This window comes from Pandoraea apista (assembly GCF_001465595.2).
GTDB lineage: Bacteria > Pseudomonadota > Gammaproteobacteria > Burkholderiales > Burkholderiaceae > Pandoraea > Pandoraea apista.
This window is the reverse complement of the sequence record NZ_CP013481.2, coordinates 3,048,933-3,064,614: the sequence shown is the minus strand read 5'-3', so window position 1 is coordinate 3,064,614 and position 15,682 is coordinate 3,048,933. Positions and strand designations below refer to the sequence as shown.

The 15,682-nt window shown below is 64.3% G+C and carries 12 protein-coding genes; 6 read left to right on the top strand and 6 right to left on the bottom strand.

Annotated features, from left to right (window positions below; genetic code table 11):
- Nucleotides 1-8 precede the first annotated feature (8 nt).
- Genes AT395_RS14085 through AT395_RS14070 form a run of 4 tightly spaced genes read right to left on the bottom strand, consistent with a single transcriptional unit; the run spans nt 9 to nt 6,602 of the window.
- Nucleotides 9-659 carry a TetR/AcrR family transcriptional regulator gene (locus AT395_RS14085; RefSeq protein WP_048629533.1) on the bottom strand — a complete coding sequence of 217 codons (651 nt, stop codon included), beginning with the start codon at nt 657-659 and terminating at the stop codon, nt 9-11.
- Complete coding sequence (locus tag AT395_RS14080) at nt 656-2,239, bottom strand: efflux transporter outer membrane subunit (RefSeq protein ID WP_048629532.1); 1,584 nt, start codon at nt 2,237-2,239, stop codon at nt 656-658. The genes AT395_RS14085 and AT395_RS14080 overlap by 4 nt, the downstream gene beginning before the upstream one ends.
- Nucleotides 2,236-5,421, bottom strand: a complete 3,186-nt coding sequence (locus AT395_RS14075) for an efflux RND transporter permease subunit (protein WP_042116071.1) — start codon at nt 5,419-5,421, stop codon at nt 2,236-2,238. Before AT395_RS14075 ends, AT395_RS14080 begins: the two co-directional genes overlap by 4 nt.
- The gene (locus AT395_RS14070) at nt 5,418-6,602 is read right to left on the bottom strand and encodes an efflux RND transporter periplasmic adaptor subunit (RefSeq protein ID WP_042118564.1); all 1,185 of its coding nucleotides are present in this window, start codon (nt 6,600-6,602) and stop codon (nt 5,418-5,420) included. The genes AT395_RS14075 and AT395_RS14070 overlap by 4 nt, the downstream gene beginning before the upstream one ends.
- A gap of 706 nt (nt 6,603-7,308) precedes the next feature.
- Between AT395_RS14070 and phbB the strand changes: the two genes are divergently transcribed.
- Nucleotides 7,309-8,052, top strand: coding sequence for an acetoacetyl-CoA reductase (gene phbB / locus AT395_RS14065; protein WP_048629531.1), 744 nt, complete (start codon nt 7,309-7,311; stop codon nt 8,050-8,052).
- A 59-nt stretch (nt 8,053-8,111) separates the two neighbouring features.
- Nucleotides 8,112-8,702, top strand: a complete 591-nt coding sequence (locus AT395_RS14060; protein ID WP_042116067.1) for a hypothetical protein — start codon at nt 8,112-8,114, stop codon at nt 8,700-8,702.
- On the opposite strand, the gene AT395_RS14055 is transcribed toward AT395_RS14060, so the two are convergent.
- Nucleotides 8,684-10,621, bottom strand: a complete 1,938-nt coding sequence (locus AT395_RS14055; protein WP_082164851.1) for a PHA/PHB synthase family protein — start codon at nt 10,619-10,621, stop codon at nt 8,684-8,686. The two genes, AT395_RS14060 and AT395_RS14055, sit on opposite strands and share 19 nt — an antisense overlap.
- A 210-nt stretch (nt 10,622-10,831) precedes the next feature.
- A complete protein-coding gene (locus AT395_RS14050) occupies nt 10,832-11,512 on the bottom strand; it encodes a phosphatase PAP2 family protein (RefSeq protein WP_042116065.1) in 681 nt (226 codons plus the stop codon).
- Nucleotides 11,513-11,797: 285 nt separating this feature from the next.
- On the opposite strand from AT395_RS14050, the gene AT395_RS14045 reads away from it, so the two are divergent.
- From AT395_RS14045 to AT395_RS14030, 4 genes are all read left to right on the top strand, one after another.
- On the top strand, nt 11,798-12,949 hold the full coding sequence (locus AT395_RS14045; protein ID WP_048629530.1) for an acyltransferase family protein: 1,152 nt from the start codon (nt 11,798-11,800) through the stop codon (nt 12,947-12,949).
- A gap of 248 nt (nt 12,950-13,197) precedes the next feature.
- Entirely contained in the window at nt 13,198-14,130 is a 933-nt protein-coding gene (locus AT395_RS14040; RefSeq protein ID WP_058375207.1) for a M23 family metallopeptidase, read from the top strand.
- 224 nt (nt 14,131-14,354) lie between these two features.
- The gene (locus AT395_RS14035; RefSeq protein ID WP_042118559.1) at nt 14,355-15,254 is read left to right on the top strand and encodes a metallophosphoesterase family protein; all 900 of its coding nucleotides are present in this window, start codon (nt 14,355-14,357) and stop codon (nt 15,252-15,254) included.
- Between the two features lie 25 nt (nt 15,255-15,279).
- Entirely contained in the window at nt 15,280-15,666 is a 387-nt protein-coding gene (locus AT395_RS14030) for a cupredoxin domain-containing protein (protein ID WP_072632836.1), read from the top strand.
- Nucleotides 15,667-15,682: the final 16 nt, after the last annotated feature.

Sequence of the window (15,682 nt, the reverse complement as noted above, 5' to 3'; positions counted from 1 at the left end):
CCGTTGCGTCAGCGCTTCTTGTCGGGGGTTGCGAAGAACACCATTTCGACCTGCTTGAGAAGCGCGGGGCCAAACGCCTCGCCCCCCACTTCCGGGGCGATCAACTGCATCAGCACGGGCGAGCCGGGTGGCGGATGCAGCGCGTGCACAAGCAGACAGAAATACATCTCGGGGTGCTCCGCGCGTACCACGCCGGCCTGCATGCCTTGCGTGATCAGCGGCTCCATACACTCGTACACGGGCATGACCAGATGCCGGTGCAGGATCGCACCACGCTCGCCGGTCTCGGACGCGTGTTGCGCGATGAACTGCTTGTGCTCCGGGTAATGCATGGCATGTGCAGCGACGACGGAAATCGCTTCCTTGAGGCGGTCCGTCACCGGGCGCGACGTGTCGAGCGACAGCGCACGCAAATGTTCGCCGGGCCCGGCAAGCGCGGCTTCGAGCGTGTCGACGCACGCACGCCATAACTGCTCTTTCGAGCCGAAATGCACGCGTACGAGGCTCGCGTCGACCTTCGCAGCGCGAGCGATGCCGCGCAGGTTCGCGCCGTCGTAGCCGAGCTGCGCGAAGGCATGGATGGCCGCGCTCAGCAAAGCCGCGCGGCCGTCAGGCAGGTGTTTGGGGCGTCGGCCCCGCGTAATCGGTGTGGCTGTCATCTTCGGGCTACATCTTGCGCGGGGCGTACCGCCGGCGAGTCCGCCGCTGACGCCCGCGCCGGTATCGCCGTCTCGGGCGAGGCAGGCGCGGCGGCGTCGGCAGCCGGTTCCGGCGGTACCCCCATCGCGTAAAACAGGAGCGCAGTATCCGACAAACGCGCGCCGGTTGCACGCACTGTCGTCATATAGGCGTTCCAGTACTGCTGTTCGCGAGCGCGCGCGGCCGAGACGGGCAGGGCGCCCAGACGCACACGCGCTGCCGTGTCGCGGTAGATTTGCTCGGCCGCCGCACTGGAATTGTCGGCGTGCAGCAGCGACGTATTGTCCGCTTCGAGCGACGCCAGCGTGTCCGCCACGTTCTTGAACGCGGTAAGCACTGTCTGCTTGTATTGGTCGACGGCGGCCTCGTACGTTTCCTTTGCCGCGCGGCGTTGCGCAAGCAGCGCGCCGCCGTGGAAGAGGGGCTGTGTCAGCGAACCGGCAATGCTCCACAGCGACCCGGCGTTCGACATCACTGTCGGCCAGTTAAAGCCGCCTTTGCCCATCGAAGCCGTCAGCGACAGGCTCGGGAACATCTGGGCGGTGGCCACGCCCACTTCGGCCGATGCCGCCTTCAACGCCATCTCGGCTGCCTGAATATCCGGGCGTGTCTGCAACAAGGTAGACGGCACCGCGACCGGCACCCTCTCGGGCACCTTGAGTTCGCCCAGCGAGAGATCGTCGGGGGCCTGATCCGGCGTGCGGCCGAGCAGTACGGCCAGTGCGTGGCGAGTGGATTGCCATTGCGCACGCAAGCCCGGCAGCGACGCTGCCAGCGATTCCGCCGTTTGCGCCGACGCCAGCGCATCGGCACGCGATACCGCGCCGAGCGCTTCGCGGCGCGCCATGTCCGTGGCATCGGCCTGCGCCAGTTCGACAAGACGCTCGGTCGCCTTGACCTGCGCCCCAAGCACCGACGCGCCGATCGCGCCCGAGACAATGTTTGCCGCGAGGGCCTGACGTGCCGATTCCAACTGGAACGCCTGTTGATCGACCTGGGCCGCCAGCGACGCATTCGCAAAGCGCGACGCGCCGAAGAAATCGAACGTGTAGCGCGCCTGAATTTGCCCGACGAACATGTTGTAGAGCGCGGTCGGCGGGCCGAACGTCGGAATTCCCAGATTGCGCTCGCGCGCCGCCTGGCCGCCGATGTCGATCGACGGGAACAGCGACTCCCCGATCTGGGCCTTCAACTGTTCGCGTGCTGCCTGCAACGCATGATTGGCGGACGCCAGGTTAGGGCTGTTGCGCAGACCTTCATCGACAAGCGCGTTGAGCTTGTCTGACCGATACGCCTGCCACCACGCCTTCACCGGCGGCGCGCCGACGTCGAACTGTTGCGAGGTGCCTTGAGCGCTGACGGTGTTGGCGGGCAGCGCGTTCACGCCATAGTGAGCCGGCGAGGGCATCGCGGGCGGTTTGTCGCTCGGCGCGAACGAACAGCCGGCCAGCACGAGCGGCACCAGCGCAGCCAGAGGCGAAAGGCGCGCGACGATGAACTGGCGCGAGCGCGAGCGCCCACGCAGGATGAAGCGCGTCATGAGCGGTCTCCTTGCGAGCTGCCGGACGGCGCAGCGGGTTGCGACGCGCGCTCGTGGTGGCGCACGCGGAACGCCGTGGCATACAACGCCGGCAGGAAAAACACGGTCAGGATGGTGGCGCTGGTGATACCGCCCATCAGCGCGGTCGCCATCGGACCGAAGAAGTTGCTGCGCAACAGCGGAATCAGCGCCAGCACGGCCGCTGCCGCGGTCAGCGTGATTGGGCGGAAGCGTCGCACGGTGGCGCTCACGATCGCGTCGAAGCGCGGGTGACCGGCAGCGATGTCTTGCTCGATCTGGTCGACCAGAATCACCGAGTTACGCATGATGATGCCGAACATGGCGATCACCCCCAGCATGGCCACGAAGCCGAAGGGCTTGCCGAACAGCAGCAGCGTGGCCACCACGCCGATCATGCCGAGCGGGGCGGTGAGAACGACGAGCATGGTGCGTGCGAAGCTCTGAAGCTGAATCATCAGCAGCGTAAGCACGGCAATGATCATGATCGGCATTTGCGCGTTGATCGACGATTGTCCCTTGGCCGACTCTTCGACCGAGCCGCCGATCTCGATGCGGTAGCCGACCGGCAGCGCGCGGCGAATGCCGTCCAGTTTCTTGTAGACGGCTTCGGTCACGTCGATCCCCTGCTTGCCGGCACGCACGTCCGATCGCACGGTGATGGTCGGCTGACGGTCGCGCTCCCAGATCACACCGTATTCCAGATCGTTCACCACATGACCGAGCGTGGCCAGCGGCACCGGGCCGTTCGGTGTGGGCATGGCGAGCGTGGCGATCTTCGCCGGGTCGACGCGTTCGGCTTTCGGTGCACGCAACGTGATCGAGATCAGCTTGTCGCGCTCACGATATTGGCTGATGTCGTACCCCGTGAGTGTCATGGCGATGAAGTTCGAAATGTCCGTCGAGCTCACGCCCAGCGCACGAGCCTTCTGCTGATCGACTTCGAAGCGCACCGAGCGCTGCGACGGCTCGTCCCAGTCGAACTGTACGTCGAGCGTGTCGCCGTTTGCCCGCATGACCTCCGCCACTTGTTCGGAAATCTTGCGCACCGTGCCGATGTCGTCGCCGCTGACACGGAACTGCACGGGAAAGCCGACCGGCGGCCCATTTTCCAGGCGCGACAAACGTGTGCGTACGCCGGGCATGGCGTCGCGCAATTTCGGTTCGAGCCACTGCGCGAGTGCCTCGCGATCTTCCACGGACTTGGCAGTGATCACCAGTTGCGCGAAGTTCGGCGTGGGCAGTTGCTGATCGAGCGGCAGGTAGAAGCGGGGCGCGCCAGTGCCGACGAAGCTTACCGTGTGGTCGATCTCCTTGCGGCCTTCGAGCATTTTCTCCAGACGCTCCGTCTCACGAAGCGTCGCCTGATAGGATGCGCCTTCCTGCAAGCGAAGATCCACCATCAGTTCCGGTCGATCGGAACTCGGGAAGAACTGCTGCGGCACAAGTGAGAAACCGGCCATCGAGATCAGGAACAGCACCACGGTAATCACGAGCACGACGATCTTGCGCTCGATGCACCACGTCAGCCAGCCGCGCAGGCGGTTGTAGAACTTAGTGTCGTACACCTCATGCTCGTGATCGTCGGCGTGATGCGCTTCGCGCGGCCGCTCGGGCAGCAGCTTGTAGCCGAGCAGCGGAATGAGCACGACAGCCGCCAGCCACGACGCAAGCAGCGCGATGGCCGAGACTTCGAAGATCGAGCGCGTGTATTCGCCGGTGCTCGACTTGGCGAGCGCGATAGGCAGAAAGCCCGATACCGTCACCAGCGTACCGGTGAGCATCGGGAATGCCGTGCTGGTGTAGGCAAAGGCGGCGGCGCGCTTGCGATTCCAGCCCTGTGCGAGCTTCACCGCCATCATTTCGACCGCGATGATGGCGTCGTCCACCAACAGGCCGAGTGCCAGAATCAGTGTGCCGAGCGACACCTTGTGCAGGCCGATGTCGAAGATGTACATGAACAGCGACGTGACGGCGAGCACGACCGGAATCGAGATCACCACGACCATGCCGGTGCGGAATCCCAGGGACACGAGGCTCACGATCAGCACGATAGCGACGGCTTCGGCCACGGCTTCCAGGAAGTCGTCGACCGAATGCGAGACGGACTGCGACATGCTCGCCACTTCGGTCAGCTTGAGGCCGGCAGGCAACTGGGCGCGCAGGTCGCTCATTGTGCGGGTCAACGCTTTGCCGAGGTGAACGACGTCTTGCCCCTTCTGCATGGTGATGCCGATGCCGAGAACCGGCTTGCCGCCGAAGCGCATTTGCGACACGGGCGGGTCGACGTAACCTCGCTTGATCGTGGCGATGTCGCCGAGGCGGAAGGTGCGGTTGTTCACGCGAATGAGTGTGTCGGCAAGTTCGTCGACACTGCGGAACTGGCCGCTCGGGCGCACGACCAGCCGGTCGTTGGGCGTCTCGATGGTGCCCGCCGGCGAGACCGCGTTCTGGCTGCCCACGGCTTGCGCAATCTCGTTCGGCGAAATGCCCAGACGCGTCAGTTGCGTGTTGTTGATCTCGACATAGATACGCTGGTCCTGATCGCCGAAGTAATCGACCTTCGCCACGCCCGGCACGCGCAGGAGCACGGTGCGCAGCGAGTCGGCGTAATCGCGCAACTGGGCGGGGCCGAAGCCGTCGCCTTCGAGCGTGAAGATGTGCGTGTAGACGTCGCCGAACTCGTCGTTGAAGAACGGTCCCTGCACACCTTGCGGCAATGTGTAGGCGATATCGCCGACTTTCTTGCGGACCTGATACCACTCCTCGGGGACTTCGCTCGCGGGCGCCGAGTCCTTCATCGCGAAGAACAACAGCGACTCGCCCGGGCGCGAATAGCTGCGCTGGAAGTCGATCGACGGCATTTCCTGAAGCTTGCGAGCAATCCGGTCGGTGACCTGTTCCTGCACTTGTTTGGCGGTCGCGCCGGGCCAGAACGTGCGGATCACCATCACACGGAACGTGAATGGCGGGTCTTCCGACTGCGCGAGGCGCGAGTACGCGAGAATGCCGAAGATCGTCGCCATCGCGATCAGGAAGATCACGAGCGCGCGATGCCGCAGAGCCCACGCGGAGAGGTTGAAGCGACCTTCTTCGTGGCGGTAATCCTGCGGTTCGGCGGAGGATGGCTGGGGCACGGGCGGCTTCCCGTCCAGTGTGCTCATGACGCAAAGTCCTCAGCGTGCAGGGGCGGGATCACGCGGACCTTTTCGCCGGCCGTGACAGTGTGAACGCCTTGCCAGACGATGCGCTCGCCGGGCTGAATGCCGCCTGCGACGGTGATGGTGCGCTCGCCGTAACGGGCAATTTTCACGCGCCGCAGCACCAGCGTGTCGTCTGGCTTGACGACCCACACGGCGGGTTGATCGCCGTCGTGGAAGAGCGCGGTCGAAGGCAGGGTGATCGGCTGAGCATTTGCCACGGGTGGCTGGGCGGCTGCCCCCGAGGCCGTCGTGGTTGCAGGTGCCGGTGCGGCAAACGGTTGTGCGAAGGCGACGTTCGCCGTCATACCGAGTTTGACGTCAGGCCCGGGAGACAGCAGAGAGAGTTTGGCGCGATAGGTGCGGCTCATCGGATCGGCCGCCGGGGCGATTTCGCGCACGCGCGCCTGCCATGTCTTGCCGGGGACGGCCGGCAGCGAGACGGTCGCCATTTGCCCGATACGGAATGCGCTGAGCGCGGCTTCGGGCACGTCGGCAATCACATCCACATCGCCCGTCCATGCCAATTGATATACCGGTTGACCCGCGCTCACGTTCTGGCCGGTATCCGCCTGCTCGGCGGTAATGACACCGTCGCGATCGGCTTTGAGATTGCCGTAACTCAACTGGTCGCCCGCCAGTGCGGCTTGCTGACTCGCCTGATTGCGCTGTGCCAATGCACTCGCATACGCGTTCTCGGATTGCTCGAGCTGCGCAGGGGCGATCAGGTTTTCCCGCGCCTGCGCGCGGTCACGCGTGACGGTTTGCGTTGCGTAGTCCAATTGGTGCTGGGCGGCGTCGAGCTGTGCGCGAGCGCTGGCGGCGTTCTTCGACAGATCGGCCGGATCGAGGCGGGCGACGACCTGGCCTGCCTTCACGGCATCGCCGAGCCGCACCGACCGGTCGATGATCTTGCCCGCGACGCGAAACGACAGCGGCGTGGCATAGCGCGCCTCAATTTGCGCGGGCAGCGACGCGATAGGTGTCGTCTCGGCAAGCTTGGCGGCAACGGCCACGACCGGGCGCGGAGGCGCCTCCGGCGGGGCTTTGCGCGAACAGGCGGCCAACGATGCAGCGGTAATGGCGGCAGTGGCAATGGCCAGCGCGAGCCGGCGGCGTGGTGCGATATCGGGCGGAAGAGGCATCATGCGCTTGTGACTCTGAAAGTGAGACATCCGGGAGACAAGACAACAAGTTCGCGCCACGTTCGCCGGGCAAGCGTCGACAATCGGGCAGTCACAGGAAAGTGACGCCCGGCGTTACCATCTGACGGCCTGACGATCGGCAAAACGGCGCGATCCGGAAAAAATCTACGGGCGATGATATATGGATTGCCGACGCTCTGCAACGGCGCATCGGGGGGTAAATTCGCTCACCCTATGACTATCGATAGGGGCGCGTCATTGGATTGTTTTTGACGATGGGCGAAAGCCCGACCGCCCAGTTATTTTGGAATACGATACCTAGGGAAGGTACACGCGGCGCGTGCAGGCATTGCATGCCATTTGACGCATGCGAGGCGCTGCGTCGCCGATTCAGGGGAGGTGGCGTCCGGGACAAATTGTCACATCCGAGGAACGTTGTCGCACGCATTGAGTCGCACTCGGGCCAGTTGCAATGACTGGCGACATCGTAGCGAAGATCCCGGCATTTCACGACGCGAGCGGCGCCGTAAGCAGAGGCCGCCGGCGAGCTTTTTCGCGCAGTCAGTACGGTGTGAGCGCGGGAGGTTGACCGAAATCAAGCGAAAGGTGTGTCAAGGGGAGCTCGCGTAGCAGCAAGTCGGTAGTTCACGACTATGCTGGATGTATCCGAAGTTTAACGATTGACGTTAGCCGGAGACGGATAGCCATGACAGCACGAATAGCATTGGTCACAGGCGGCATGGGTGGCTTGGGCGAGGCCATCAGCGTGCGCCTTGCCGACGCCGGGTACCGCGTTGCGGTGACTTGTTCCCCCTCGAATCGCGATTGCGAAGGCTGGGTCTCGCGCATGCGCGAGACGGGCCGCGACTTCGCGGCCTATCGTGTCGACGTAGCCGACTTCGCGTCTTGCGAAGCGTGCGCAAAAGCCGTCGAGTCGGACACCGGCCGGGTGGACATTCTCATCAACAATGCAGGCATTACGCGCGACGCCACGATGCGCAAGATGACTTCCGAGGATTGGCAGTCGGTATTGCGTACGGATCTGGATAGCGTGTTCAACATGACCCGGCCGATTTTTGGCGGCATGGTCGCGCGCGGCTGGGGCCGTATCGTCAACATCTCGTCGGTCAATGGAAGTCGCGGCGCCTTCGGTCAGGCGAACTACGCGGCCGCGAAGGCCGGCATGCACGGGTTCACCAAAGCGTTGGCGCTGGAGGTCGCCAAGGCGGGTGTCACCGTCAACACGATCTCGCCGGGGTATCTCGCGACGAAGATGGTCACTGCCGTGCCGCAGGAGGTGCTCGAATCGCGCATTCTTCCGCAGATTCCGGTCGGACGACTGGGGCGGCCGGATGAAGTCGCCGCGCTGATCGCCTTTCTGGTGTCGGACGATGCGGGATTCATCACCGGCAGCAACGTTGCCATCAACGGTGGCATGCATATGGAGTGACGCACCGCGACAGCTAATCCGCTAGTCCTAGTCCCAGTCCATTACTCAGGAGATTCACGATGTCCAAGGAAACGAATCCGGCACTAACGCTGGTCAAACTCGGTACTGCGAGTGCGCTCGGCGCTTATGGCATTTTTCTGGAAGCTGCGCAACGCACGCATCAGTTGCAAGTGGAGCGCGACGGCGCATTGCTCAAGGCGCATGCCGAAGCGGCAAAGTCGCTTGGTGGCGCCAAAGACTTCAATGCGCTTTTTACGGCGCATCTGCAACTCGTGAACGGGCAACTCGCGCTACAAAACGAGTTCTGGCGGGAGTGGCTGGCGGTGTGCGCCAACAATCAAATGCTCTGGACCGAACATTGCCGCAAGACGGGCGAAGAACTTCAGCACGGCATGGCCGGCGCGATGACGCTGCCCGATCTGATCGGGGCGGGCACCTCTGCCGGTGAGGCCGCGAAGGCAGCCGAAGCGCCGCTGCAAAAGTGGTTCCAGGCGTTCAACGACGCCACGCAAGGAACGATGGATGCGTGGCGTCGCATGTCGACGGAAGCTGCACAGGCGACCGAGGCGGCCGTGTCGCAACAGGCGCCGCTCAACGGCCGGGTACCGCCCAAGCGCGGCGGCGCTCACCCTCATCGCTCGAGCACGTAAGTCCCGGGCGCGTCTTCCAGCGCTTGTGCCGGTGGCCAGGCGGCGGCAATGGCTTTGCCGCCGCCCTGCGCCAGCAGCCATGCCTGCCATGCGGGCCACCACGAGCTTGGCATGGCGGGTGTCGTTGCAAACCATTCCTCGGGGGAGGGATACGCCGAACCGGCTGCGCGCGTGGCCACGCGATGATGACTGCGGGCATGTCCCGGTTCGCAAACCACCCCCACGTTATGCCCGCCTGAGACGAGAGCAAACGTGAGATCGCCGTGGTACAGCAGATGCATCTTGTAGACGGACCGCCACGGTGAAATGTGGTCGCGCTCGGTCGCCACGACGAACATGGGCACCCGAATATCCGAAAGCGCCACCGGCTGTCCGCCGACCTTCAGCGCGCCAGTCGCCAGCGCATTGTTCAGATACAACTCACGCAGACATTGACTATGTAACCGTGCAGGAATGCGCGTGGTGTCGGCATTCCACACCGTGAAGTCTGTCGTCTGCGCCGGTTTGCCAAGCAGATAGTCGTGCATGAGCCGCGACCAGATCAGGTCGCGCGAATTGAGCAGTTGGAAGGTGCCGGCGAGTTGTTCCCCGCCGATGTATCCCTGCCGCCACATCATCGCTTCGAGATAGGCCACCTGACTCGCGTCGATGAACAGCCCCAACTCGCCCGGTTCACTGAAGTCGGTCTGGGCGGCGAGCAAGGTGATGCTGGCGAGCGCAGGGTGCCCGTTGTTCTTTCCCTTCTCACGCGCCAATGTGGCTGCCGCAATCGCAAGCAGCGTGCCCCCGAGGCAATAGCCGCAGGCGTGCACCGGTGCGTTATCGGTCAAGCGGCCCACCTCGCGCAGCGCCGTGAGCAATCCTTCGTCGAGATAATCTTCCAGTCCCCGATCACGCGCCTCCGGGCCGGGGTTGTGCCACGAGATCATAAAAACGCTATGACCCTGCGCCACCAGATAGCGCACGAGGGAATGCTGGGCTTGCAGATCGAGAATGTAGTACTTCAGCAGCCAAGACGGCACGATCAATACCGGTTCGCGCCACGTCTGAGCCTGTGCCGGCGCGTATTGAAGCAATTCGAAATACGCGTTGCGATAGACGACCTTGCCGGGCGTCGCAGCGATCTCGTGACCAACGCGAAACGCCTGACACGCCTCCGGTCCAGCCCCCGGCGCATGGCCCGCCGCAATATCGCGCAGATCGGACCCCCAACGCTGGGCGCCACGCACAAGGCTTTGGCCCTGGGTCTCGCGTATGGCGGAGAGCACTTCGGGGTTCAGGCACCAGAGGTTGCTCGGTGAAAAGACGTCGAGCCATTGTCTTGTCATGAAGCGCACCACGTCGCGGTGATGTGGTTCGACGCCGGGAATTTCTCCGGTCATCTCGTCGACGAAGTGCTGGGTGCGCAGAAAACGATCGCGCCACCACGAAAACGGCGGGTTGTCCCACAGGGGATCGCGAAAACGCCGGTCCGTGTCAGGTGGTCCGCTGGCTTTCGCCGCTTGTGCCGCTTGTGCCGGTTGTGCCGCTTGCCCCGCAGTGGGTTTTTCGATGGCGGCAAACGCTTTGAAAACATTGAGTTGATGGCCGGGTGCCGTAGCGGCGTGCATGGCCCAGTCCGCCCAGGCCAGCGCGACAGCCGCAGGCGAGACATTGCCGGTGAAGCGGGCGGTCGTCGCCATCGCGGCCCGATCGAGGTGATCGGTAAACGACGTCGCAGGTGGTTGGGGAGCGGCCTCCGGCGGCGGAGCAAGGGACTGCGGCGGGGCCACAGTATTTGCGGCGTCGGCCGGTGCCGGACCGTGCGGCGTGGCGCGACGCGTTGGCGAGCGGGTCGTCTTGGGCGCACCTCGCGCACGGGAGGCGCTCAGCGACGATTCGGACTTCGACGGGGACGTCTTGGCGCTGCGAGCAGGCATGGCGGGCTCCGTTCGGGCTTGCCGCAGGCATCGGAACGGGCGCTGTGTGCGGCAAGAAAGCAGATCGGGAGGACGGCAATGCGCGGCGTGCACCGTGCCGTCACGTCAAAGCGCTATCTGGCGTTTCGAAGAATATAACGCACAGCACGTATGAGTTCCGTGATCTGCGACAAGTTGCGTGCGGGTGTCGTCATCGCACATGAAGACGGCTCACCGGGCGGGCGAGGGGATCGCCGTTGCGGGCGGAAGCGCAGGCACAGCAGGCGGTGGCGAGGGTTTGCGTGCGAGCCAACTGATCCGCCGGAATGGCTGTTCGCGCCCGGAAAGGGTCAGCGCAATATGGGTGATCCAGCGTTGCGTTGGCACTTGCTCTCCGTGCAGCCACATCACGAGGACGAACAGACTCGCGGCCATGGGCAGGGTTTTGAGATTCGGTGCTTCGTCGTGGCGCGTGAACCACGCAAACGCGGCGCATACGGCAAAACCCACGGCACAACCAGCTACCGACTCCGAAATCGAGTGCGCCGAGAGTGCGACCCGAGAGGCGCCGACGGCCACACTGCCCGCGACCGCTGCGGCCATGCCTAGCACCCGCCAGGGCCACGCGAGACGACGCAGGAGCAGCCAGGCAATCACCGGATAGACGGTTGCCGCAAGCATCGTATGGCCGCTCACCCCGGTGAAGTCGAGTTCGCGGACACCGAGCCCCCAGCCGAGGAACATGACCTTGGAGGCCGCAACCACAAGCGCGCCCGCCCCGAACAGCGCCACCCAGGCAAACGCCACGCGCCACGCACGGGCGGAGAGCAACCAAAGAGTCAGGGCGGCAGCTGCGGGTACCGTCACGGCGGCGCTGCCGAAATTGGTAATAGTGATCCAGGAACTAGACATGACAACCGAGAGACGGCCCGATGGCAGGGCGCCTCGGGCGAATACGCTATCTTACGCGCGCCACCGCACCGGAACCAAATTCCGACTCAAGGCAGCGCGGGCTGATCCCGTCAGACACCGCTTTCTGCGGATCGTTCGATGCGTTTTTGCCGTTCGGAAAAATGCGTATTACGGGGGCATTGCACAGGCGGCAGCCCCTGTTGAATTCGACGGGTGTTCGTGTACCGACGGCGTAGTAGGATGGCCGCGGATGTGGCGCCCCGACACATCGTCCGAGGAGATTTCATGGCTTTTCACCCGGCGCTTGAGACGCCGCCCCGCACGCGCAACGACGCTATCGATCTGTTGCGCGGCTTGTCCATACTTTTCGTGGTCGTGCATCACCTGGCGCTCAGATTTCGCCTGCCGCTCGGCCCGAGCCTGCTTGGGGAGGTGCTGCCGAAGCGCGTCATCAACGGCTTGAGCTTCAACGGTTACGAAGCCGTGTTCGTGTTCTTCGTCATTTCCGGTTTCGTGATCACACGCCGTTCTCTCGCGCGTTACGGTTCGCTCGACGCGCTGCACTGGCGCAACTTCTACGCCTTACGGGCCGTGCGCATCTTTCCGCTCTTGCTATTGCTGCTGGCGGTGCTCGCCGTCATGCATTGGATGGCGGTGCCGGGCTTCATCGTCAATAAGCCGGGGCAATCGCTCGCCGGTGCGCTGAGCGCGGCGCTCACCATGACGCTGAACTGGTATGAGGGCCGCACGAACTGGCTGCCCGGTGCGTGGGACGTGCTCTGGTCGCTGTCCATTGAAGCGTGTTTCTATCTGGCTTTTCCGCTTGTCTGTCTGGTGCTGCGAGGCCCGTGGCGTGTGCTGGCACTCGTGGCACTGGCCGTGTCGTTGCCGTGGACGCGCGCCGCGCTGCAAGGAAACGAAATCTGGCAAGAGAAGGCTTACTTGCCCGGCATGGCGGCGATCGCATGGGGAGTCCTCACGGCATTGGCGATGCAGCGGGTCACGCTGCCGCGCAGCACCGCGCGGGTTGCCGGCGCGGTGGGCGTTGCCGGTTTGATCGCAGTGGTCTTTTTCGGAGATGTGCTGTGGGCAGCGCTGCATGACTTTGTCATGTTGTGGCTCTGCGCAAGCGCCGCACTCTGGCTCGTTGCCGCCCATGGATCGACGCGTGCGGTGCCGCGCGGCCTCGGCTGGCTCACCCAAATGGGGCGCTGGAGCTACGAGATTTATCTGAGCCACATGTTTGTCGTGCTGGCCGTGACGCCTGCCTATCTCGCGATGATGGGCGGCGACATGCGCTGGACATTCCTCGTCTACCTGCCGGTGCTGGTGGTGTGCACGATTCTCGGCGGCGTATTGCACCGCTATGTCAGTGGCCCGGCGGCCCGATGTCTGCTGCGCCGTCAGGCCATGCCGGCGACGGCCGGTGCCGTGTAGTCCTGCGTCCGAATGACACTGCCGATGGACTACGTTGACGCCGCCAGGCCCGCCGTCGGGCGCACATGCCTGGCGGACGCGATGCCGATTCAGGGCGCTCGCATCGGCAGGGGGCAGCGACTGCGCTAGGCACGTTCCCAAATGGTGGTGTTTAGGCCGCTGCGGCGCCCAACATTGAGTGATTTCCCGTTAATTTCCGCTCGTTAGCCCCGTAGACTGCGTCGTTTCCGAAATCATTTCTTCGAGCGATGTCATTCTCTTCTCCTTCCTTCAAGCGTACGTGCGCCGCGCTGGACGACGGTGCGCGAGGCCTGCTGGGGCGGGGCGAGGGCCATCGCTCTCGCTGGCGTGCCGCATGTGTCTGGCTGTGCATAGCCCTGTCGCTGCCCGCGATGGCCAGCGCGGGCGACGCGAGTGACCCACTGCGTCTGCACCCGCGCCTGACGCCGTCATTTGCGCTCTTACATGCCGTACCTTCCATTCCGAGCGCCAGTCTATCGGGCGGCGGTACCACGCCGCGCTATTCGGTCTGCGGCAAGGCAACGTCGTTCTACCCAATGCCGGTCACCGCCAATGCCGTGCGCTGTCGCACCGTGGCGCTCACGGCGCGATCGAATCCGCTTTCCACGACATCGACGCTGACCCCGCGTGCACCGAGATTGCTCGCGATGCCGGTGACGTATTCGCGCATCTCGTCCGATTACGGCACGCGATACCACCCCGTGCGGCGGGTAAAACACTCGCACACGGGGATCGATCTCGTTGCCCCGCACGGCGCGCCAGTGCGCGTGGTGGCGCAGGGCGTGGTGAAGACCATCGGCTACGAGCGTCGGGGGTTCGGTCGCTACGTGGTGATCGAGCACCGCTACGACAACGAAACGATCTACGCGCATTTGTCGGCCGCCGCTCGCGGACTGCGCGTCGGCCAGACGGTCAGGGCAGGCGACGTGATCGGCGCGGTGGGCAAGACCGGAATGGTGACAGGCGCGCATTTGCATTTCGAACTTCGCAGAGGGGGCGTGCCTGTCGACCCGCGCCCGTTGCTTCGCCGCTCGGCGCTTGCGAGCGAGGCGAATGCTGCCGTCGGCCACGCCTGCCAGGGCTTGCTGGAAGACCCGTTGTCGTGCCATGCGCCGGGGCGGGCAGGGGCAACCGAGCGCTGGCAGTATTCGCCGCTCTGACGCCGACATCGATACCCGCCTGCCGGGAATAAAAAGACACACCTGCCGGTATTACGGATAACGGCGCTCCCGAAACCCGTCATGGTGGCGGGCCGGGTAGCGCATTTATCGGGCGGAGGTGTGTCATGAGTCGCAACGAGAACGACAAGCCGGAGGTCACGTCTGACGATGCCCGCCCGGTGCCCGCCGGTGAGGTATCGCCAACGATATCGCGGCGCAGGGCAATGGCCTGTCTCGCTTGGGCGGGCGCCGGCATCTTGTGGACGCTCGACGGCGGCGTGCCGCGCGGCGTATCGCTGGGGAGGGCTGCCGCCGCAGCGGAAATGCCGGTCAGCCATGCACTCACATTCGTGCAGATCAGCGACAGCCACATCGGTTTCAATAAAGCGCCCAATCCCGACCCTGCGGCCACGCTTCAGTCTGCCATCGAGCGGATTCGGGGGGCGGCCGAGCGTCCGGCATTCATGCTCCATACCGGGGACGTCAGCCATCTCTCTCGCCCCGAGGAATTCGACATCGCGCAGCAGATCGTGAACGGGGCGGGGCTGGAGACTCGCTACGTGCCCGGCGAACACGACGTCATCGGCGACGACGGCCATGCATTCTTCACGCGCTTTTCACCGGACACCCACGGTTCTGGCTGGTACAGCTTCGATCAACGGGGCGTGCATTTCGTTGCACTCGTGAATGTGCTCAATCTGAAGGCCGGCGGAATGGGGTATCTCGGTGATGCGCAACTCGCGTGGCTTGCCGCCGATCTCAAGGGGCGCTCCCACAGCACACCGCTTGTCGTGTTCACGCACATGCCGTTGTGGTCGGTCTATCCCGCATGGGGCTGGGGCACCGACGACGGCGAGCGCGCGCTGGCCTTACTGCGGCCGTTCGGTTCGGTCACGGTGCTCAACGGCCATATCCATCAGGTATTGCAGAAGGTGGAGGGCAACGTACGTTTGCAGACCGCGATGTCTACCGCATTCCCGCAACCCGCGCCGGGCGATGGCCCGGGCCCGGGGCCGCTGAAGGTCGACGCCTCGCAACTGCGGCAAACGCTTGGCATTCGTCGCGTCGACTTCACAACGCTCGACGGCGCGCCGTTGCTCGGCGACACCACATTGGCGTCTTGAGATTCGCTGCGCCCGGAGACCTTCCATGAAACCGATCTTCCTGAGCGCGCGCAGCGTACTGCGGCGCATAGGGCTGACGCCTGCGGCCGTCGTGACCGCAGGCATGCTCACCCTCACCCTCGCGCTGACGCTGCCTGTGCTGGCGAATGCGGCCGACGCTGCCAATGCCGTTCACATCGACAATTTCACGTTCTCTCCTGCCACGCTCACTGTGCGCGCAGGCACGCGCGTGACGTGGACCAACCACGACGACGAACCACATACCGTGACCAGTTCGGGCAACCCGCGAGCGTTTGCGTCGGGGGCGCTCGACACCGATGGCACCTTCTCGTTTACTTTCGACAAACCGGGAACATATCCGTACTACTGCGTGATTCATCCCCACATGACCGGCGTGATCGTCGTGAAATAGCCGTCACTCAGGGCAG

What these genes read in the sequence shown, in the direction of transcription:
- AT395_RS14085 (WP_048629533.1), bottom strand. Translation starts at nt 659, where the DNA reads ATGACAGCCACACCGATTACGCGGGGCCGACGCCCCAAACACCTGCCT.
- AT395_RS14080 (WP_048629532.1), bottom strand. Translation starts at nt 2,239, where the DNA reads ATGACGCGCTTCATCCTGCGTGGGCGCTCGCGCTCGCGCCAGTTCATC.
- AT395_RS14075 (WP_042116071.1), bottom strand. Translation starts at nt 5,421, where the DNA reads ATGAGCACACTGGACGGGAAGCCGCCCGTGCCCCAGCCATCCTCCGCC.
- AT395_RS14070 (WP_042118564.1), bottom strand. Translation starts at nt 6,602, where the DNA reads ATGCCTCTTCCGCCCGATATCGCACCACGCCGCCGGCTCGCGCTGGCC.
- phbB (WP_048629531.1), top strand. Translation starts at nt 7,309, where the DNA reads ATGACAGCACGAATAGCATTGGTCACAGGCGGCATGGGTGGCTTGGGC.
- AT395_RS14060 (WP_042116067.1), top strand. Translation starts at nt 8,112, where the DNA reads ATGTCCAAGGAAACGAATCCGGCACTAACGCTGGTCAAACTCGGTACT.
- AT395_RS14055 (WP_082164851.1), bottom strand. Translation starts at nt 10,621, where the DNA reads ATGCCTGCTCGCAGCGCCAAGACGTCCCCGTCGAAGTCCGAATCGTCG.
- AT395_RS14050 (WP_042116065.1), bottom strand. Translation starts at nt 11,512, where the DNA reads ATGTCTAGTTCCTGGATCACTATTACCAATTTCGGCAGCGCCGCCGTG.
- AT395_RS14045 (WP_048629530.1), top strand. Translation starts at nt 11,798, where the DNA reads ATGGCTTTTCACCCGGCGCTTGAGACGCCGCCCCGCACGCGCAACGAC.
- AT395_RS14040 (WP_058375207.1), top strand. Translation starts at nt 13,198, where the DNA reads ATGTCATTCTCTTCTCCTTCCTTCAAGCGTACGTGCGCCGCGCTGGAC.
- AT395_RS14035 (WP_042118559.1), top strand. Translation starts at nt 14,355, where the DNA reads ATGGCCTGTCTCGCTTGGGCGGGCGCCGGCATCTTGTGGACGCTCGAC.
- AT395_RS14030 (WP_072632836.1), top strand. Translation starts at nt 15,280, where the DNA reads ATGAAACCGATCTTCCTGAGCGCGCGCAGCGTACTGCGGCGCATAGGG.